This is a genomic window from Streptomyces sp. NPDC000941 (assembly GCF_053599555.1).
On record NZ_JBSFMM010000127.1, the window covers coordinates 11,804 to 33,929 of the forward strand.

Genomic DNA, 22,126 nt, shown 5'->3' on the forward strand with positions numbered 1-22,126 from the left:
AAGCAGGAGCAGAAGGAGGCGGAGCAGGAGCAGAAGCAGGCCGAGGCCGAGAAGGAGGCTGAGCAGAAGCAGGCGGAACAGGAGGCCAAGCAGGAGCAGAAGGAGGCGGAGCAGGAGCAGAAGCAGGCCGAGGCCGAGAAGGAGGCTGAGCAGAAGCAGGCGGAACAGGAGGCCAAGCAGGAACAGAAGGAGAAGGAGCAGGAGCAGAAGCAGGCGGAGCAGGAGGCTAAGCAGGAGGAGCTTCAGAGGGAGCAGGAGAAGGAGCGGGAGCAGCTTCAGAAGGAGCAGGAGGCCAAGCAGGAGCAGCTTCAGAGGGAGCAGGAGAAGGAGCGGGAGCAGCTTCAGAAGGAGCAGAAGCAGGAGCAGGAGCAGCTTCAGAAGGAGCAGGGGCAGAAGGAGAAGGAGCAGGAGCAGCTTCAAAAGGAGCAGGAGAAGGAGCGAGAGGAGCTTCAGAAGGAGCAGGAGGCCAAGCAGGAGCAGCTGCAGAAGGAGCAGGAGAAGGAGCGGGAGCAGCTTCAGAAGGAGCAGAAGCAGGAGCAGGAGCAGCTTCAGAAGGAGCAAGGGCAGAAGGAGAAGGAGGCCGAGGCCAAGCAGGCGGAGCAGGAGAAGAAGCAGGAGCAGTACCAGAAGGAGCAACAGCAGTACCAGGAGGAGCAGCAACAGCGGCAGGAGCAGCAACAGGAAGAGCAGCAGAAGAGGGACGAGGAGTACCAGCAGCGGCAGCGGGAGTACCAGGACAAGCAGTACCAGCAGCAACAACAACAGCAGCAATACCAGCAGGAGCAGTACCAGCAGCAGCAAGAGCAGTACCAGAAACAGCAGGAGCAGGCGCTCAACCAAATTGGCGGCCCGCTGAACGGCGATAACTTGCCGCCGATGTCGCAGGACCTGATCACGGGGCCGGTGAACGGCGATGACTCACTGCACAACCCCGGTGGGAGCGAGTCGCACATTGACTCTCACGGCCGGGTGGTCACGGAGTACCCGGACGGTCACATCACCACGATCGATCCGGACAACCAGACTTCCAGCATCACCGATCCGGACGGCCACACGCGTTCCGGGCCGCTCAACGTCGATAACGTCCTCAACAACCCCGACGGCAGCAGGTCGCACATCGATCCGCAGGGACAGGTCGTCACGGAGTACCCGGACGGCAGCAAGACCACGGTCGATCCGGACACCGGCGGCACCTCGATCACCGACCCGGACGGCAAGTCGGTCACGGGGCACCTGAACGGAAGCGGCAACTCACTCCCGGACTTCCAGCAACAGTCCCCCGGATCCAACTTCGGCAACATCGGGGGCAGCGGAGGCGGCAACTCCAATTCGCTGTACGACCCGTCCTCGTACGAGGAGGAGCTATGGGACAAGGACCCGTACCAGTCGCCCGGTGACCAGAACGGCAACGGCAACAACCAGGCGGCGGCCAACGCCGGCAACCAGAACCAGCCCGGGGCGCCGGGGGGCGGCGGCATGCCGCTCAACCCCGGAACGATGCCCGGACGCGGTGGCGGCGCCGGCGGTGGCGAGGGTGGCCCCTCCGAGCGGGTCCGCAACGTGATCGACAGCGACGACGTGGTCAGCAACCGCCGGGCGACCCCCAGGCCCGGCCGCCCCGGTGGCGGGCCCCTCGACGAGCGCGAGAACGTGATCACCAGTGGCGGCACCCCGTTCCTGCCGCCGATGGGCGGCGCGGGCGGAGCCGGGTCGCCCGGCCAGGTGGCGACCCAGACCGACGACCGCGAGCGCGACGCGTGGGTGCCGGAGGACGAGGACGTCTGGGGCAGCGACGAAGGCGGCTCGCCGGCCGTGATCGGCCGATGAGCCCCCGCCACGCCGTCGTTCCGGGAAACCGTGCAGCCGACCCGACCAGCCAGACCAGCTCGACCAGCCCGAGGAGCACTCGTTGAACGAGCCGTACGCAGAGCGCATTCATCAGGCCAGGGCCCACCTCGAAGCCACGAGGGCCGCCATCGCCCGCGCCGAGCAGGACCTCGAGGGCACCAAGGTGAAGGCCCGTTCGCGGGACCGTGCGGTCGAGGTCACCATCGGCCCGCAGGGAGAGCTGAGCGGGCTGACGTTCCTGGACAACAAGTACCTGAGCATGACCGGACCGCAACTGGCCGCCTCGGTGCTGGAGGCGGCCCAGCGGGGGCGTCAGCAGGTCGCCCAGCGGGTGATGGACACCTTCCGCCCGCTGATGGCGGCGAACCCCGATGTCCCGGGGTCCCGGGACATCGACGTCGACTGGGACCGGCTCTTCGGGTCGGCGTTCGAGGGCGGCCGGCGAGCGGGTGGCGGCAGGCCGTCCAACGACCGGTTGCGCGACGAGATCCACGAGGACCCGGATGTTTCCGGAGGACGGCCATGAGTGACGACACGTATGACTTGGACCTGGGCAAGATTCGGGGAGCGCTCAACGGCCTGCACGGTCTGGGGGAACGAGCCAGGGTGCTGAAGGGGCAGTACCTGGCCGACCATGAGAGGTACAAGGGCTGGAACGGCGACCCCGACGATCCGGACGACTTCTACAAGAAGACCGAGCCCGACGACGAGAAGACGACGCTGACGCTCACCGAAACGATCGACTCGTTCGGGTTGGCGATAGAGGCGGTGGAATCCGCGCTGCTGGAGAGTCTCGACAGCGTCAAAGCCGTTCATGCCGACGTGACCGAGCTGATCGCGCAGCAGGAACGTCTTGCCGACTCCGACAGCGGCTACGAGTCCAACGACGAGGACTCCAGCGACGACGAGTCCGGCAGCGGAAAGCACTGACCCCGTGGAGGAGATCACCTACACCCCCGAGGAGGCGATGTGGATCCAGATCCTCATCGGTGAAAAGCCGATCCACGCCAAGGCGAACCTGGCGTGGGAGAGTCAAGACCAGTTCCCCGATCTCGCCGACAACCTGGTCGCGTTCGTGGACAGTGTCCGGGACGCCATCGCGGATGTCGCCCGCGCGTTTCCGAAGCCCGTCGGGGACGCGCTCACCAAGGCCATGGAGCCGCTGACCGGCTCCGGCGGATCGAACGGCATCGGGGACCTGCTCAACCGTCTCCGGATGGACCTGCCCAACGAGCGGGGCCAGCAGTCGATGAAGATCCAGCAGGCGCATTGGGAGATCATCGCCGAGATCACGATGATGCTCATCGAGCTGGCCATGCTCGCGGCGATGTCCTTCTTCACCGGCGGGGCGTCGCTGTCCGCGGCCGCATTGGTGAGGGCGCGGCATGCGCTCGCCATCCTCATGGCGATGCAGCGCCTGCTCAACTTCTTCCCCATCGCGGGGGCCCTGCTGGAGGCGGTCCAGGAGATGATCCAGGCCCTCGCGGTCAACCTGGCGCAGCTCACCATCCCTCCCCCGAACCGCAGGCCGGACGGCATCGACGGGAAGAACGTCCTGGAGAGTGGTTTCTACGGCTTCGTGACCGGTCTCTTCATCGACATCTTCCAAGGCGCGGCGAAATTCTTCAAGAAGGGTATATCGGACTTCTTCAAGAAGAATTTCGACACGGACATCTTCGGTAAGTGGGACAGAGACTTCGGGAACACGTTCAAGGACATCGACTTCAACTCACCGGATCTTGATCGCATCTTCAAGAACGCCGGCGGGTTCAAGCCCGACCCGATCAAGAACATGGCCTACGACTTCCCGGCGGCGTTCGTCTCCCACGGTCTGGGCGAGGGCTTCGCCGAGGTGGTCGTCACGGGGCTGCTCCAGGGCAACTGGGCGTTCAAGTGGGAGACGTTCGTCTTCTCCGGTACCAGCGCCATGGCGGACATGGGCGCGGAAATGGCGCTGGGGTCCGGCGCCGGCTGGCTGCACGGCAAGGTATTCCCCAACGGGAACATCTTCACCGACTTCATCAACAAGAGCTATGCGATAGCTGATCTCCCGGACGGGGCGGGGAACGATTCCCCAGCCGATTCCGGCTCCGATTCCGGCTCCGACCCCGGCTCCGACTACGGCTCCGATTCCCGCTCCGGCGCGGGCCCGGACCTCCCGAAGCCCTCCCTCCCCATCACAACGTCCGCAGACATCCCCACCCACGGGGACAACAGCTCGTCGTACCGGGACAACTACTCCATGTACGAGGGCATCAGCTCGTTGTACGAGGACAACAGCTCGCTGTACGGCGACAACAGCTCGCTGTACGGCGACAACAGCTCGTTCACGCCCGGGTACCGCGACTCCGACACCTACTCCGTGGACTCGTACGGCTCCTCCAACTCCTCGGTCGGCTCCGTCTTCGACGACACCGCGTCCATCAACTCCGCCAGTTCCTCCGACTCCGTCGGTTCGGACATCCCGGAGTACAACTCCTCATCGGCGCTGACCGGCGGGGGTTCCTCGTCGTCGTATGTGCCGCACGCGAACTTCCCGGCCGGCAAGGGGTTCCAGACCACCTCGCAGAGCCCGCCGCTGAACCTGCCCGGCTCCGCCGGGAGCAACCTGCCGCCGACGGGCTCCTACTCCGCGGGGTCCGGTCTCACGACGCCCGAGGGCGTCGAGGACTTCAAGGGGAACAAGGAGTTCCAGACGGGTCCCGATGGCTCCCTGGCCACCTCGGGCTTGCCGAACACCTCGGGCTTGCCGAACACCTCGGGCTCCCCCAATACCCCGGGTCTCCCCGGCACCTCGGGCCTGCCGAACTCGTCGAGCCTCCAGGCGCCGCCGGCGATGCGTACCCCCACGGTCTCGAACCCGGAGGCGGAGTTCGACGGGGCTTTCGGCGAGAACGGCCAGAACACCCCCACGGGCCAGAACACGGGTACGGTCCCGCCCCCCGTCTCCCACAGCGGCGGGCAGACCCCGGCCACCGCTCCGCACACGCCCTCGTCCGGGCAGCACTCCGGCTCCGGCACCCCTCAGCCGGGCCAGGGGCCCCGCGCCGAGCAGCAGCAACCGCGCCCGGACACGGAGATGTCCGGCGGCCCATCGGACGACTCCGCCATCGACGGGGACACCGACACCCGGCCCGACACGGACCCCGCCGACCGGGGCAAGTCACCGGCCACCTCGGCCACCCCGGCGACCCCGGACCAGGAGGAGATCGATCGCGCCCGGCAGGACTACGAGGACGCGCTGGACTCCTTCACCTCCGCCGCGACCGACGTGGACACCATCGGCGAGCGGCTGGACACCGGGGTCGGCACCAGCTCCGACGCAGCCGCGCACCAGGACGCCGGACACCGGGCCGAGCAGGCGCGCGGGCGGATGCTCGACGCGGCGGCGCGGCTCCGGGGCCTCGGCATCGACCCGCACGGCGACCCGTACACCCCGGGCCAGGAGGGCACCGAGGGCGGCGAGGGCGACGCGAGGTCGCGGCAGGGGCAGGTGCCCGACGTCCACCGCGACGACGCGCAGCGCCAGTGGATCGCCCAGCAGGTCATCCCGGAGGACCTGCCGGAGAACCCGCCACTGCTCGACCCGGACGACCACGTGGCCACCGCCGAGCTGAACGACGCGGGCGTCAAGCCAGGATCCAGGCAGCAGACCGCCGAGGCCCTCGGTATGGACCGGTTTCCGGTGCGCGACCTCCATCTGGACCTGGCCCCGGTGGACCACGTCAAGCTCCAGATGGTGCGGTCCGATTCCTGGCCCGCCCCGCTCGACGAAACCGCGGCCAACGCCACCCGGCGTATCTGGCAGTCGGCGTACACGGACTTCGCGGGCGCGATACCGGACCACGGACCGGAGCGGCTGGCCGCCGGCCGCGCCTGGGACAAGGCCGTCACCCTGGTGATGCCGCTGGAGCTGCACCCAGTGCTCGCGGACTCGCGGCACGCCGGGAGCGACTTCCGCGACGCGGTGCGCCAGGTCGCCGAGCACCTGCTGACGCACGGCCCCGACGCGGCGTCGGGCATCGCCCTGGCCGACACCCTCCGCGCGGGGATGGGGTTGCGGCACCGTGTGCGTGGCGGCGCCCCCACGCCGCCCCCCAACCCGCCCTCCGACCCGCCCGCCTCGCCGCCGCCCGCGTCCCGCGTCCCCACCACCTCCAGCGGGGGAGCACCGGCCACCACGGCGACGTCGGCTCCGGAGCCCGGCCCGGTGGCTCCGGCGCCGGTGCGGTCGGTGTCCGACGAGTCCGAACCCGCCGACCGGCCGGCCAAGCGGCAGGCGATGACCGGTGATGTGCGCCCGGACGAGGCGCTGACCGACCGGCGTGACGCTGAGGAGGTCGGGCCGCCGCCGACTCCGGGGCCGGCGCGTGTGTCGCATGTGCCGCAGGTGTTGCGTCTGGCGTTCGGGGCGCAGGTGGCGCAGGACCCGCGGTACGGGGTGATGATGCGCGGGCTGGCCGCGCTGGAGCTGGCGCGCAGGGGGGATGCGCGGTTCGGCACCGGGGGCCTCGATCTGGAGCGGATCGCGCGGGGGATCCTGCACCTGGGTTCTTCGGAGCCGATGACGCGTGGGCGGTATTTCGAGGCGTTGTCGGTGGCGGCGACCGCGTACCGGGACGGGCGTGCGGGGAGTCTGGCCGCGGTGGCGGCGTATTGGTCGCACAAGAAGGCGGGGATGTTGGGTGATGCGAGTGCACTGACCGGTCCTGACGACTGGTTCCAGGGGTGGAACTTCACCGGGCAGGCTCTGGACCTGCTGCTGGACTACGTGGGGCGGCAGGATCCTGACGGTCTGAAGTTGTCGCCGCCCCCGTGGCAGGGCCCGCCGTACGTGGTGGTGGTGGAGCCCGGTTCCGAGGAGGGCCTGGTCGTGCTGCGCGACGGGCAGGGCAACTCGACCGAGGTGCCGTACGAGGAACTGGCGGAGCTGGTGAAGCATGACCCCCGGCGGCCCGCGGGCGCTCCGGTGGTGCTGCTGATGCCGGAGGCGGGCGCGGGCATGAGGGCGTTGCCCAGGCTGATGGCCGCTTGGCTCGGGGAGCGGGTGTGGTCCACGTACGGCGGTCTCCGGTTCGAGCCGGTGGGCGACAGCACGTCCAGGCGGCGCGTGGTGCTCGCGTCGGTGAATCCGGGGTCGGCGCCCGTGGGGGCGTGGGTGCCGAGCGATCCTGGTCAGCTTCCGGACGGTCCGTGGGAGGTGACGGCGGCGGACGGTTCGACGTTCCCGGACAGCGACGTGGAGATGTTCGCGCTGCCCACGTCCGACGGGCAGCGGCTGACCGCACTGGCGTTGCTGAACGCCAGGGATATGGCCGCCATTGAGGGTGATCTGCGGAACGTGTCGCGGATTCGGCACTACGCCGACCAGTTCGAGTACGAGGGGATCAGCACTACGGGTCCCCTCCTGCCTCTGCCAAGGGGCCTGACCGACGCGATCGTCGTGGTGGGGGACGGCGAGGCGGGGCTGCCCCGGAAGAGCACGGGGCAGAGCCACATGGTGACGAGCGGGGAACTGGCCGCGCTCCTGTGGCGCCAGATTGCCGTGTCCGCCCCGGCGCACTGGCCGGTGTGGCTGGTGGGGCGTGGGCTGGCGACGCTGCCGGAGGGCGTCGACCGGCTGGAGTACGTGCCGGCCGCGCAGGAGGTGGCGACCAGGCTGGGGCGGACGGCGCTTGCCTCGGAAGGCAAGCAGATTGTGAGGGGAGACGCGGATACTCCGTATCTGGCCAACGTGTACGACACGGACAATCCGAAGTCCGGGTACCGGGAGTTCCCCCCGGAGCCGTGGCCGCCCGCGTTGTCGATGTGGGCGGACGTGGCGGGACTGCCGTGGGACCTGCCGGACCGGGAGGAGCGGGTGCGGCGGTGGGTGCGGGCGCTGCGGGAGGTTCACGGCTTCGATATCGACACCAACCCCAGGCTGGCCGGGGAGTTCCAGCGGCTGCTCCTGGGTTTCGGGGCGCTGGAGCGGCAGTCGCTGGTGCAGGGTCTGGCGCCGTTGACGTGGGCGGGGCTCGAACAGACCGCGGGGGAGTACGCCGGGCAGTTGGGCTGGGATCCGACGCTGAGCCCGTATCTGCTGGGCCAGTTGCTGGAGGCGTACCGGGCCGCGGAGGCTCAGGAAACCGGGGAGCCCCCCCAGCCCGGTGCCGAGAGCGAGGACATGTCCGGTGTGCTGGGGGTGGGGCCCCAGGACGCGTCCCGTTTGCTGGGGCGGGGGCACCAGGATGGTGAGGTGGCGTTCGGTCCGGTGCGGGAGGACGAGTCGCGTCTGCTGGGGATGTCGGCGGAGGACCGGTTCCGGGCGTTGTCGCTGCTGTCGCCCGACGAGCGGCGGAAGCTGGCGTCGGATCCGGTGTGGGTGGACGAGTTGCGGCGGGCTCTGCCCGGTGTGGAGTTCGCTGAGACGGTGGCCCAGTTGATGGTGGTGGTGCAGGACGGCCCGGGTGAGCCGATGGCGGATCAGCCGGTGTCGGCGGGGCGGGTCGCGCGGGCGCGGGCCGCGCGGATGCTGGTCAATCCGAAGATGGCGGTCGCGCTGCTGAAGGGCGGTGTGCGGGTTCTGGTGGTGCCCAAGGACATGGCGCTGACCCGGCTGCGCCGGTTCCGGGGTTATGCGGGGCAGCCTGGCTGGGACACCTGGCGGGGCGTCATGGACGGACGTGCCGTGGCGGTGCCGGAAGAGAATCTTCTCGGTGAGGCCACGAGTGTGCCGGATGTGAAAAAACATACGGACGGTTACGGCACGCCCGATCACGAGTTCGCGCACGCGCTCCATGTGCACGCGCTGAGCAATTCCGACCGGAAGGCCATCCACAACGCCTATCAGGCCAAGCTGAACCCGCGGCGGGGCGTCGATCCGCTTGATGTGGAGTGGCCGGACGGGATTCGGCGGGATCTGGATGGCGATCCGGTCGACAACTATTCCTCGAAGGACGAGTACGAGTATTTCGCGCAGGCGGTGAACGCGTACCTGGGGGTGAACACGGGGACGGACCCGAAGACCGGGCGGCCGCGGAACAACGGTGCGGCCTGGGTGCGGGAGCACGAGCCGGCCCTGCTGCCGATTATGAGGCGGCTGTTCGGCCACTACGAGAATCTGCTTGACGATGCCGAGCGGAAGGTCGTCCAGGACGCCTATCGGGCCAAGCTGAACCCGCCGCGGGGCTTCGATCCGCTCCATGTGCGGTGGCCGGACGGGATTCGGCGGGACCTGGCCGGCAACCCGACCGACAACTATTCCTCCACGGGCGAGTCCGCGTATTTCGCGCAGGCGGTGAACGCGTATCTGGGGTTGAACGCGGGGACGGACGGCTACACCGGCCGCTCGCGGAACAACGGGGTGGCCTGGATACGGAGGCACGAGCCGGCGCTGCTGCCGATTCTGGAGCGGCTGTTCGGCCGGGATCCGCAGGGCCCGGGTCCGGCGAACCCGAGGGAGGAAACGCGGGCGGAGACCGAACAGTGGGAGAACTTCCGCGCCTTCTGGGACGAGGTGGAGGGGGTGTACCGGCCGCAGCCGCACGCCGTGGCCACGGCGCCCCCGATGGCACCGGTGGCACCGGTGGCCCAGGACACCGCCACCACATCGGCGCCCGGGCGGCGTTCGGGTTCCGCTGAGGATGTCGGGCCGTTGCCCGCGCCGCCGGGGGAGGGGTCTTCGGGTCCGCAACGGCGGTCGTCGGGTGTGCCGGAGTTGTTGCGTGCGGTGTTCGGGGCGCGGGTGGCGGAGGACCCGCGGTACGAGGTGATGGTGCACGGGCTGGAGGTGCTGGAGGCGGGGAGTCCGCGGTCCGGCATCGGGGATGCCGATCTGGAGCGGATCGCGCGGGGGATTCTGCGGCTGGGTCCTTCGGATTCGATGACGCGTGGGCGGTATTTCGAGGCGCTGTCGGTGGTGGCCGCCGCGCACGGGGACGGGCGCGCGGGGAGTCTGGCCGCGGCAGCGGCGTACCGGCTGCAGGGGACGGGGGTGCTGGGGGATGCGAGTGCGCTGGTCGGCCCGGACGGCCGGTTCCTGGGGCGGAACTTCACCGGGCAGCCTCTGGATCTGCTGCTTGACCATGTGGGGCGGCAGGGTCCTGGCGGTCTGAGCTGGACACTGCCCCCGTGGCAGGGTTCGCCCTACGTGGTGGTGGTGGAGCCCGGTGGCGAGGCGGGCATGGTCGTGGTGCGCGACGGGCAGGGCAACCCGTCCGAGGTGACATACGTGGAACTGGCCGAGCTGGTGAAGTATGACCCCCGGCGGCCGGCGGGCGCTCCGGTGGTGCTGCTGATGCCGGAGGCGGGCGCGGGTATGAGGCTGCTGCCCAGGCTGATGGCCGACTGGATCGGGGGGCGGGTGTGGTCCACGTACGGCGGCTACCGGGGGGAGTCGGTGGGCGACGGCACGTCCAGGCAGCGCGTGGTGCTCGCGGCCACGCGTCCGGTGTCGACGCCCGTGGGAGCGTGGGTGCCGAGCGATCCGGGTCAGCTTCTGGACGGTCCGCGGGAGCTGACGGCGGCGGACGGTACGAAGTTCCTGGACGCCGACGTGCATACGTTCGCGCTGCCCAGGTCGGACGGGCAGCGGCTGATCGGGGTCGCGTTGTTCAACCCCAGGGAGATGGCGCAACGCGAGGAGCAACTGCGGAATGTGTCGCAGATCGAGCACTACTTCGATCACGACGAGCACGTGCTGGGGACCGGCGGGCACCGTAACGGTGCAGTGCGGCGCCTGCCACGGGGGCTGACCGACGCGTTCGTCGTGGTGGTGCACAGCCTCGGTGCCCAGGCGGCGCTCCCCCTGGCGAGCACGGGACAGAACCACACGGTGTGGAGCGCGGCGCTGAGCAGCTTCCTCAAACGCCAGATGGCGACGATGTCCATCCCGGCGGACTGGCCGGTGTGGCTGGTGGGGTGTGGGCTGGGGAGGCTGCCGGTCGGCGCCGACCGGCTGGCGTATGTGTCGGGTGTGCAGGTCGTGGCGACCAGGCACCGGCGGACGGCGTTCAGCTCGGACGCGCGACTGGACGTGTTCGGGAACGGGAATCCGCCGGCTCTGGCCAAGGCGGATGATCCGGACACCCCGGTGTTCCATTGGCAGGAATTCCCCCCGGAGCCGTTGGCGGAGACCTTGTCGGCGTGGGCGGACCGGGCGGGGCTGCCGGGGGACGTGGCGGACCGGGCGACGCGGGTGCTGCGGTGGGTGCGGGCGATGCGGGAAATCCACGGCATCGACATCGACACCAATCCCGCGCTGGCCGCGGAGTTCGAGTGGCTGCTTCAGGGTTTCGGGGCGGTGGAGCGGCAGGCGCTGGCGCTCGGCATGGGGCCGTTGACGTGGGCGGAGCTGGAGCGGGTCGCGGCGGGCTATGCCGGGCAGATGGGCTGGGACCCGAGGCTGAGCCCGAATCTGCTGGGCCACTTGCTGGACGCGTACCGGGCCGCGGAGCAGTCGTCTTACGGGGCGCACGCGGCTCCCCCGGCTTTGGGTTCGGCGACTCCGGGTTCGGTGGGGCTGCCCCAGCCTGGTGCCGCGGGCCAGGGGCTGCCGCGTGCGGTGGTGTTCGGTGGGGTGGCCGGCCCGGTGGGGCAGTTGGGGTCGCGTCTGCTGGGGATGGATCGGGGGGAGCGGTTGCTGGCGTTGTCGGCGCTGTCGCCTGACCAGCGGCGGAAACTGGCGTCGAATCCGGTGTGGGTGGACGCGTTGCGGCAGGGTCTGCCCGTGGTGGAGTTCGCCGAGACGGCGGCTCAGTTGATGGTGGTGGTGCAGGACGGTCCGGGTGAGCCGATGGCGGATCAGCCGGTGTCGGCGGGGCGGGTGGCGCGGGCGCGGATGGCGCGCATGCTGGTCAATCCGCAGGTGGCGGCCACGCTGCTGAAGAGTGGCCAGCGGGTTGTGGTGGTGCCCAAGGACGTGGCGATGACCGCGCTGAGCGCGTTCCGGCACCTCGCGGGGTGGCAGGTCTCCCCGGCTGACCCGCGTACCTGGGACTTGATACGGGGCGTGGGCGGTATTCGTGACACGGCCGTGCCGGAGGAGAATCTTCTCGGTGAGTTCGCGAGTCTGCCGGGTACGGAAACCCAGTTCGACGGGTACTCCACGCCCGATCACGAGTTTGCGCACACGATCCATGAGAACGCGCTTGATGATTTTGACCGGCTGGTTATCGACGCTGCTTATTGGGCGAAGCTGAACCCGCCGCCGGATGTCGATCCGTTTGATGTGGAGTGGCCGGACGGGATTCGGCGGACCCTGGCTGGTAAGCCGGCGGAAAACTATTCCTCGACGAACCAGCACGAGTATTTCGCGCAGGTGGTGAACGCGTATCTGGGGTTGAACGCGGGGAGGGACGCGTACACCGGGCGGTGGCGGAACAACGGGGCGGCCTGGGTGCGGAAGCACGAGCCAGACCTGCTGCCGATTCTGGAGCGGCTGTTCGGCCACTACGAGAATCTGCTTGATGATGGTGAGCGACAGGTCGTCAGGGACGCCTATCGGGCCAAGCTGAACCCGCCGGGGAGCTTCGATCCGCTCCATGTGCGGTGGCCGGACGGGATTCGGCGGGACCTGGCCGGAAACCCGACCGACAACTACTCCTCCACAAGCGAGTCCGCGTATTTCGCGCAGGTGGTGAACGCGTATCTGGGGTTGAACGCGGGGCCGGACGGCTACACCGGGCGGTCGCGGAACAACGGGGTGGCCTGGGTGCGGAGGCACGAGCCGGCCCTGGTGCCGATTCTGGAGCGGCTGTTCGGCCGGGATCCGCAGGGCCCGGGTCCGGCGAACCCGTTGGCGCAGACGCGGGCGGAGAACAGACTCTGGGAGGATTTCCGGGCGCTCTGGAACGACGCGGAGGCGGAGAACGAACTGTGGGAGGGTTTCCGCGCGTTCTGGGACCAGGTGGAGGGGGAGTACAGGCCGCAGCCGCACGCCCCGGCCCCGTTTGGCCCGATGGCATTGGTGGCCCAGCACACCGCCACCACTCCGGCACCCGGTGGCTTGTTGCCGGAGATGGAGACCGGCACCAGCGACACCGACACGTCCAGCGACACGTCCAGCGACACGTCCAGCGACACGTCCAGCGACACGTCCAGCGACACGTCCAGCGAGGGGGGCGTGGACCTCTCCAGCGAGGGGGGTGTGTCGCTGCTGCCCCCGCCCCCCGCTCCCGGCCAGGACATCGAGGACCTGTGGTCGCTGCACCTGTTCTTCGGGACCGGCGACATGGACCACCACTCGTCCGACGCACTCATTGCCGCGGCCGGGGCGCTGCGCCGGCTCGCCCTGGCGGGCGCGGGGCGGCCGGGCACGTCCCCGGACCCGCTCGGCAGGATCCACGACCTGGCCCGGCGGGTCCTGGACCTCGGTGCTGACAGCGAGGTGGACGTCGGGCACGTCCGCCGTCTCGGCTCGCTGGCCCTCGACGCCGGTTCTGATCGGCTGGTCAGCGAGGCGGCCCTCGCGTCGTTCCGGGCGGACACGGACGCCGCGCTGGGCAGCGACGGTGACAGCGACAGCGACAGCGACGCGGATGGCGACAGGAACAGCGACGCGGACATCGAGGACCCCGCTTCCCTCGACGGGATCGACGCCCGCCGGGCCAGGCCGCTGACGACAACGGACTACACCGTCGTGGACAACCGCGGCGGCGGCGTGCTGTTCCGCCGGCCAGGGGAGACCCGGGGGGACTGGCGCACGCCCCGCGCGTTCGACCGGCGGGCGGATCCCCCGGAGTTCGCGGTGTCGGTGCAGGACCACGCCGAGATCCTCGCCACCGAGCGGCCCGCCCTGCGGATCTCCGCCGACCGTACGCTCGCCGTGGAGGACGGCGCGCTGGGACAGCAGGTCTTCGCGACAGCCGAGGCCGTCGCCCGCTCCTCGGTCAAACTGGCGCGCGCGGGCAGCGGGATACGGCTGAAGACCGACGAGAACCTGAGCGTCATCCTCCCCACCCCCGACGGAGGAAGCAGGCAACTGTTCCGGATCACCCCCGTGTTCATGACCCGCACCGGGGAGTCCGGGGAGTCCACCAAGGAGGTGTGCCGGGACTTCGCCGACCAGGTGTCCGGCGGTCACCCCACATCGCATCTGGTCCTCTCAGATCCCCGGAGCGGTGAGCTGGCCACCGCTCCGGTCGATGCCTCCGACGGCGGGGAGACCACCGGGACCCACTACCTCGCCGAAGCCCTGGCACGGGTGGCGGACGGCGAGACCCCGCCGGACGCGGTGCGTCCGGAGTGGGCGGCCGACCTGCTGCGCCGGGACGACCGGCCCATGGGCGGGTACGACGGTCCGCTGCCCGGTCAGTCGTACGGCAGCGCGCTGAGTCTTGCCGAGCCCGCGGACCCGCGGCGGGATGCCCTGTCGGACGCCGGACGGCGTATCGGGGTCAACGAGCACGCCTGGGCCGATGTCGGCGAAGGGTATGTGATGCAGGCCATCGCCGCGCCCGGGGCAGACGGCCGGCCGAGCCTGGAACACAACCACGCCAAACCCGGCGAACAGCCCGGCGGCGGCCGTGTCGGCTACCACTTCCTGAGCGTGGTCCTCGCCAGCGAGGACGGCACCCACCAGATCTCTCTGGAGAACCGCGCACGGAGGTCGGCGCGGGCGGACCGGCGCCGCGCGGCCATCGCGGCGAACCTCAACAGCCTGGGTCCTGACAAGCTGCGGGAGACGGCGGCGGAACTGCGCCAGGAGATCGAGCGGCAGGAGGCCGCCGGTATCGACGAGTACCTCGCCGAGGTGCGCGACTACCGTGATCTGACGCTGGCCCTGATCGGGGCGGAGCAGGCTCAGGAAGCGGTGAGCGCGGCACCCGAGGGCTCTGAGGAGCGCGCGCGTGCGGAGCTGGCGCTGGAAGTCGCCATCAACAGGGCGGCGTTCTGGCTCGGGAAGGTCGAACCGGTCATCCCCGGCGAGCGCCAGTGGTACATGCAGATGTACGCACAGCGTCCCGGCGAGTCTGTGCATGACGTCTACGCGGGCCTGTTGAGCGAGGCCCCCTCGCGGATGGTCAACCCGATCACCGGCGTGGTGCTCCGCGGCCACGAAGCGGACCCGGTGCCCGTCACCTTCGCCAGTGGGGTCACGGAGGCGCCCGCCGACGCGGCCAACATCGTCAGGTACCCGGCGAGCGTGGCGGCAAGGGCCGGGGTGTGGAACGCCGATCACCAACTGCCGCTGCCGAGACTGGAGATCACCTACGAGAGGGGCGGCCGCGGGTCCGTCAAGGCCGGGAAGGCGCGCGCCGCGGCGATCGAGGCGTTGTACAGGAGCCATCTGGACGCGGAGTTGGAGCGGCTCCAGGAGGGCTCGCCGGGACAGCACATCACCGCCGACGACTTCACCGTCGAGGTCGTCGAGCACCGGGGCGGCCGGTCCGGTACCGGACCGGGCCTGGACACGCTGACCCTCACGCTCGACGACCGGCGCGGCGGCCCGCGCCAGGTGGCCATCAGCGGCCCCGGCCGCCCCGGCATGTCGGCCCCGGCCTTGACCCCGGCCCCCGCCCCGGCCCTGGTTCCGGACGGCGACCGGCCCGGGTCCACGTCCGTTCTCACCGGCCCGTCGACGGACAGCCTGCGCGCGATCCGCCCGTACGACCGGGAGTCGGGCGGCCTCGACCGGCCGTCGGAGGCCGACGAGCGGCGGCTGCACGACGTCTTCCCGGTCGCGTCCGACGGCGCGTACCAGCGCTTCCCCGACCCGCGCGGCGCCCACTTCGGGCTGGCCGCGCCCGTCCGCAAGCTGAACCGCAGGCTCCCCTACAACACCCTGTTCACCGACGCCGGTGGCGCACCGTGGGTGCGGCGTCTCAACGGCAACTGGGCCGACCCGGCGCGCCAGCTCAACTGCCTCGACGTGGCCCGCTCGGCGCTGATGTCCTGGTTCGGCCGGCCCACCGCGGCCGCGCCCGTCCAGGCCGCGGGGCCGAGCCGCAGGCTTGAGGTCGAGCGGGACAGCATGCAGCGGACCGCGCGGTGGCTGGGCACCGGCTGGCGGCACCACGCCGAGGGACCGGGCACCAGCGCCCGCGCGGCTACCGCGAACGCCGTCCGCGCCGTCGAGCGGCGGCTCGGCCGGGGCGACGCCGACCGCCACGGCTCGGCGGCGATCCTCCGCTTCCAGCGGCCGAACGGCACCGTCCACGCGGTCAACGCCTTCAACCACGAGGGCCGCATCGACTGGGTCGACGGCCAGTACGGGCGCGTGAGCGACCGCCCCCTTTACGAGGGCCACAACTTCCTGTCGATCGAGTTCGGCCCCGACGGCCGACCCGTCGACCTGGTGCCCCTCTCCGAATCCGGCCACCTGACGACCGTGCACACGCCCCGCGGCCCGGAGCGCCTGCCGCTGCCCGGCGCGCTCACGGCGCCGTCCTCCCCGGCGTCCACCCCGGAAGTGACCCCGCCGTCCACCCCGTCGTCCACCCCGGCCGTCCCACCGACGGCTGCCCGGCGGGCCGGGCGCTCCACCGCCCGCCCGCCCCTGCACTCCGAGCTGTTCCTCGACACGCCGTCGCCCCACAAGTCGGCCTTCGAGGGAGACCGGTTCGCCATGCGCCGCCGCTCCGCGACGATGCCCGCCCTCCGTAACACGACGACCTTGCCCGCCGACCAGGGCCCGTCGCACGTCAAGGCGGACCGGGACGCCGGGAGATGGCGGAACCCGCTGCGGCGGATCGACACCTTCGGGGTCTTCGGGCGCCCCGGCTCCGCCGGGTCCCCGACGAGGGACTCGGTGTCCTCCCCGCGCCCCGGGAGCGACCAGGTCGGCGAGGGTCTCGCGCGCGTGACCTCCGGATCCTCCCTCTCCGGCTCTTCCAGCCAACGGGCCGGGCTGGCCCATGTCCAGCAGCCGACCCCCCCGTTCCCCGGGGCGGAGATCGACAACGAGCTGACGGACCGCCGCCCGCCGCGGGTGGACCGCGCCCTGCTGCCCCCTCCGGTCGTCCAGCGGGTCAGCAACTTCGCCGACGACAGCCGCATGCCCGCATACGTCGACGGCCTGCTGCCGTTCTCCACCGACGGCACACCGGAGGAGGCGGAGGACGCCCTGCTCACCTTCGGCCAGGGCCACCCCTACCTGCGCGGCCCCGACACCGCCGCGCGGGCCGTCACCGACCTGCTGCGCGGCGAGGACGAGGAGACCCGGCCCGTCGAGACCAAGGAGCCGCGCCACCCGGCGCGCTCCGGCGACATCGACGTGGGCGTCGAGCACCGGCTGCTGCGGGCCATGCGGGAACAGCCGCGCACCTTCGCCGGGGACGGCCGGGAGTTCACCTACCGTGCCGAGTCCGGGCGGCTGCGCACGCTGCGCGTACGGATCCGCAACTACGGCGCCTGGGAGAGGTTCGCCGACAGCACCGGGCCGACCAAGATCGACAACCAGTACCGCGCCAAGACCACCGTCGGCGGCAGCAAGGTCCTCAGCACCACCCGGCAGATCGGCCCGGCCGTGCCGCTCGGCCCGCTGCCGTTCGCCTTCGCCGCCTTCGGCCGGCTGGGGATGCGGTTCGCCCGCACCCGCGACACCGTCTACACCGGGCAGGACGAGGTGGTGAGCCAGGGGGAGAACAAGGCCGACGACCACTCACACGTCCACATCGACGACGTGTACTACGAGGTGACCGTCACCGACACGCTGCCCCCGCGCCCCGCCAAGGAGGGCGTCCTCGGCACCCGGTGGCGCGCCGAGCCCGCCAGGACCAGCGCCCCGGACTTCGCCTCCGGCGTGTCCCTGCGCGACGGGCTCGGGCTGCGGCTGGCGGACACTCTCACCGAGACGCACGAGACGGTCCGCACCCCCCAGCGGATGCAACTGGGCCCCGAGTCCGACTACCGGCTCGTCACCACCCAGGGCTACGGGCCCGTGGAGGAGATCCGGAACTGGGCGGCGAACCGGGTCGGCGCCGAACGGGGCACCACCGCCCACGACGAGCTGACCGCGTTCTTCTCCTCCGGCAACTTCGACCAGATGGCGGACCGGCTCTCCCGGTCCATGGTGCCGGGCAAGCCGCTGTTCGCCGACGACAAGAAGCACACCCCACTGGGCGCGTTCGTCATCCCGCGGGTCGTGCCGGGGAAGGCCGTCCTGGCCGACGAGAGCGACAAGGCCAAGCTGGCCCAGACCGGGCAGCTGACGAAGCAGAACGTCCGCAAGCAGTCGAGGGCGCACACCCTGGAGTTCTTCGGCGTCGTGGGGCCGACGTTCAACCTGCCGGTGATGGACGTGCTGAACCTGATCCCCGGGTTCATGGAGAAGATCAAGCTGCGCCTCCAGTTCGGTCCGGGCGGGCGCCGGGGCCACACCCGCGGCCGGTACATGACGGTCGGCGGATCCGGCGCGGTCAAGTCCGCCATCCAGAGCACGAAGACCAAGACTGATCTGTACCGGGTCGAGAAGACCGTGTACGTGCTCAAGACCGGGGACGCCGAGCCGACCGCGTTCCGCACCTGGAGCCTGGACTGGATGACGCAGCGGGAAGCGCGCCGCCTGGCCGGGATGGACGACGGCACCACCCTCGCCCGGCGCGACGGCCGGGAGCCGTACGCCCCGGCCTATCTGACCGAGGACCACCCGCCGACCCTCGGCATGAGCCGGGTGGTGCAGTTCCTGTACCCCAACGGCCGGTACACCGACACCTCCGCGGCGGGCGACAGCCCCGCGGACACCCTGCTGGCCACGTCCACCCGGCAGGTGGTGGCGGCGCTTGCCCGCGAGTTCCCCGGGATGATCGCCCCGCTCGAAGACCTCGGCGATCCCAGCGACTCCAGGTGGCGCAACCACGCGCACTACCAGATGGTTCTGCACAACGTTCTGACGGTGTACAACGCGCTGTCGTCCCACCACGCCATGGCCGGGAACCTGGAGACGATGAAGACCACCGGCCTGCGCGTCCCCCTGGTGGACCCGGGCCGGTTCACCCGCGGCTACCGCTACATCCGGCTCGACGCCGTAATGACCGGCCGCCGCTTCGAGGGCACCACCGACAACCTGCTGGCACACAGCTCCCCCGGCGTCACCAACGCCGACGGCGGACGGTACGGAACGCAGAGCACGGAGGCCACGTTCGAGGCCCTGTTCTCGACCCTCGACGCCGGCGCCACCGACGAGCGCGGCGCCCCCGCGCACGCCGTCACCGCACAGTTCGGCTACCGGGGGAACTGGCAGGAACGGGCGGAGACCCCCTTCGGCTCCACCGCGTCCGCCGAACCGTCGGCGGACACCGCCAAACCCGCGCACCTCTACAGCTACGACCTGTCCATCACGGTGAGCACCGGCGGCTACTGGCGGTTCCGCAGCCTGCTGCGCGGCGTCACCTCGCTCGGCCTGCTGGGCACCCAGCTGTTCGTCTTCCGCGCCCCGCGCGTCGGCATCATGGACGGCGACGGCAACCCGGTTCCACCCCTGCGCGCCAAGGTGCTGCTGGCCGTCCCCGCCGAGCACAGCCCGGACACCGACCCGCACGCCCCGGGCGCGGACAACCCCTACCGGGGCCCCGATCGGGTCACCCAGGGCCCGCTGTCCGTCCGCGAGACCAGGGACCTGGTGGACCTCGCGCCCACCGCCCCCGTCCACCCCCAGGAGCCGGGGTCGCTGGACGGGCAGCCGCACCAGACCGTCTCCGTCCTGGCGCCGCCGCACGGCGAGGGGATCGTGGACGCCGTCCTGGAGGAGGCGTCCCAGGGGCGGTGGCACCTGACGTACGAGGGGGCGCCCGCGCACGACGCCGCGGTCCGCTCGCACCAGCCGCAGCTTCTGACGGCCGACTTCGACCAGTCCGCGACACCGCTGGGGCTCCGCGCCACGGGCCTGTTCAGCAAGGGTCCTTACCTGGACTGGCTGGCGACGGTCGTCCACCGGATCCGGGTCACCAAGCTGCGCGCCCTGGGACGGCCCGAGCCGGTGAAGGCCTCGGTGACGGTCGGCGCAAGCACCGCGATGACCGGTACCCAGACCAAGTCCGCCACCCATTCCGCCGGCGTCAGCTTCGTGTACGGCCAGTCCCACCCCGCGGGGCCGGGCCTCACCGGCAACTACGGGGCGGTCTGGCGCCCGTGGGTGCGCTCGGAGAGCGAGACGGAGACCGTCACCCGGACCGTCACCACCGACACCTCCTGGTCGAACTCCGACTACCAGGTGCTCACCGCGGGCGACGCCGAGCACCAGGTCGCGGCCTACGTACGCGCCATCGGTCTGCTGAAGCCGGTCGGCAGGCTCCTGCGACAGAAGGGGCGCCACCGGGCTGGACGGTGGCAGCGGATCACGGGCGGCTGGCTCGGCCACATCTCCGAGCGGACCGCCGCCGAGATGGGCCTGATCCGCGACGGCCTCGGCGCCGGGCCGATGTACGCGGACCGGACGTGGTCCCTGCCCGGCTGGCTGCGCCGCCACCCGTTCGCCCAGTACCCCGTCGACTCCCTGAACGTCACCGAAGCCCTGACCGCCTTCGACCAGAAGCTGGACGACCTCGGCCACGACCTCGACAGTGTCAGCCGGGAGGCGGTCCGCCGGCTGGTGTCGGGCCGCGTCGCGCGCGCACTGCGCCGGGAGATGACCGGAACCGGCTCCGCACTCCCCGCCAGGATCGGCGGCCCGGGGTGGAAGAGCATCCGGATCGGCAAGCGGGACGTACGGGTACGGGCCCGGCTCATACCGGTCGAGGACGGGCAGGACTTCGACCGGCTGTGGCCCGGCGCCGAGCTGGGGGAGTCCCGTACGGCCGTGGAGACCCGTACCCTCGCGTTCGAGCAGGGCCGGGGCTCCGACGCGGGCACGACCATCACCGAGGGCGTGCGCACCGACAACCCGTCCGTGCCGACGGCGGGCCCGTCCGTCGCCGAGTTCGGCTCCAACCGCCAGATCATCTCCGGCTCCTCGGGCATCTCCCTCACCCGGTCGCGGAAGGCAACCACCAAGGGGCCGCACGCCCAGTTCACCACCCGCTACCGGCTGCAGCTCACCCTGGAGATCGGCCGCACCCGCGGGGACCTGCCGCGCGACCCGGACGCCTCCCGGATCTCCCACGAGCAGGACGTCGGCACGCTGAAGGACATCATCCCGCTCAGCCTGCTGCGGCCCGACCCCGCCGAGGACGGCCAACCCGGCGCCGAACCGGACCCGTTGCGTCCGCCGGAGCCGGTGGACGAGCCGCCCGCGGTGAACGTGCTGACGTCGGCCACCAGCCGCATCCCGTCCGAGGAGCTGTGGAACCGGGTGCGCGCCTGGCGCTCCGTCCCGCAACCCGACGGCGGCGAGGCGCCGTTCGAGATGCCGTCGAGCGGCTTCGACGTCCGTGCCGTCATCGGCGCCGAGGGGGTCGAGGCGGCGGGCCTCCTCGCCCTGGCCAAGGCGTACGACAACCGGCTCGCCCAGGTGTCGGGGCAGCTGACCGGTGACGCGCTCGAAGAGGCCCTGCGATGGGCGCGGATGACCCCGCTCACCGCCGAGGGCACCGGCGCCGCGCAGGTGCTGGAGGACTCCTCCGGCAACATGGCGCTCAGCACGTTCGCCGAGGACGCGACCGGGGACAGCGGTTACCACACGGCGGGTATCACGGAGAACAACATCCTGGACTCCGCGACCGGCAACCTCGCCCGCTACCTGCGGCCGGACCTCAGCGGCGCCCAGCTGCTGACGGTGGCCGACGGCGGCGACATGGAAGCCGCGATGCAGCACACCCACAACGACAGCGCGAATTCCAACTACGGCGGCGTCACGGACACCGCCATCGGCGGCTTCCCACTGATCAAGACCCAGCCGCTCGGTACGGTCAACCTGGGTGTGAGCGGCACCGGCGCCAACGCGCAGGAATCCGACGGCCAGGCCATCACCAACGAGCAGGTCCACCAGACGAAGGTGAAGCCCACCACGGGCCGGATGTTCGCGTTCGCCATCCCCACCGCCTGGCTGACCGTCGCCGAGGTCGACCGGCAGCTCAAGGACAACTCATTCGCCGCCTGGGCCCGCGAGCACCTGATGGGCCCGTTCGGCGGGGTCAAGCCGGGCATCCAGGCCGTGGAGACCCAGACCCAGATCATCGCCTGGGTACGCGAGGATGTCGCCCACCAGCTCGGGCTGATCACCGACGAGAACTTCCCCGATCGGGTCGGCACGGCGTGGGACAAGGTCAGCGAGGCGGCCAAGGCCCTGACCGAGGCGGACCAGGAGTACTGGAGCCTGCGCCGGGACGTCCCCGACCTGCACGAGGCCGTGACCGCGGCCGAGGCGGAGTACGCCCGGGCCCGGCGGCACCGCTCGGCGGCCGAGCGCGCCGCGCGGGCC

The 22,126-nt window shown here is 70.9% G+C and carries 3 protein-coding genes and 1 pseudogene; all 4 read left to right on the top strand.

The window, feature by feature from the left end; translation table 11 throughout:
* Positions 1 to 1,827, top strand: a pseudogene (locus ACWDSL_RS33015) (AAWKG family protein); the annotation flags it as partial.
* A gap of 82 nt (positions 1,828 to 1,909) precedes the next feature.
* Positions 1,910 to 2,374 (top strand): YbaB/EbfC family nucleoid-associated protein, encoded by a 465-nt coding sequence (locus ACWDSL_RS33020; RefSeq protein WP_450491641.1) that lies wholly within the window; start codon positions 1,910 to 1,912, stop codon positions 2,372 to 2,374.
* Entirely contained in the window at positions 2,371 to 2,778 is a 408-nt protein-coding gene (locus ACWDSL_RS33025) for a hypothetical protein (protein WP_385338677.1), read from the top strand. Before ACWDSL_RS33020 ends, ACWDSL_RS33025 begins: the two co-directional genes overlap by 4 nt.
* A 4-nt stretch (positions 2,779 to 2,782) precedes the next feature.
* On the top strand, positions 2,783 to 22,126 hold a 19,344-nt coding region (locus ACWDSL_RS33030), incomplete at its 3' end, for a lonely Cys domain-containing protein (protein ID WP_450491642.1).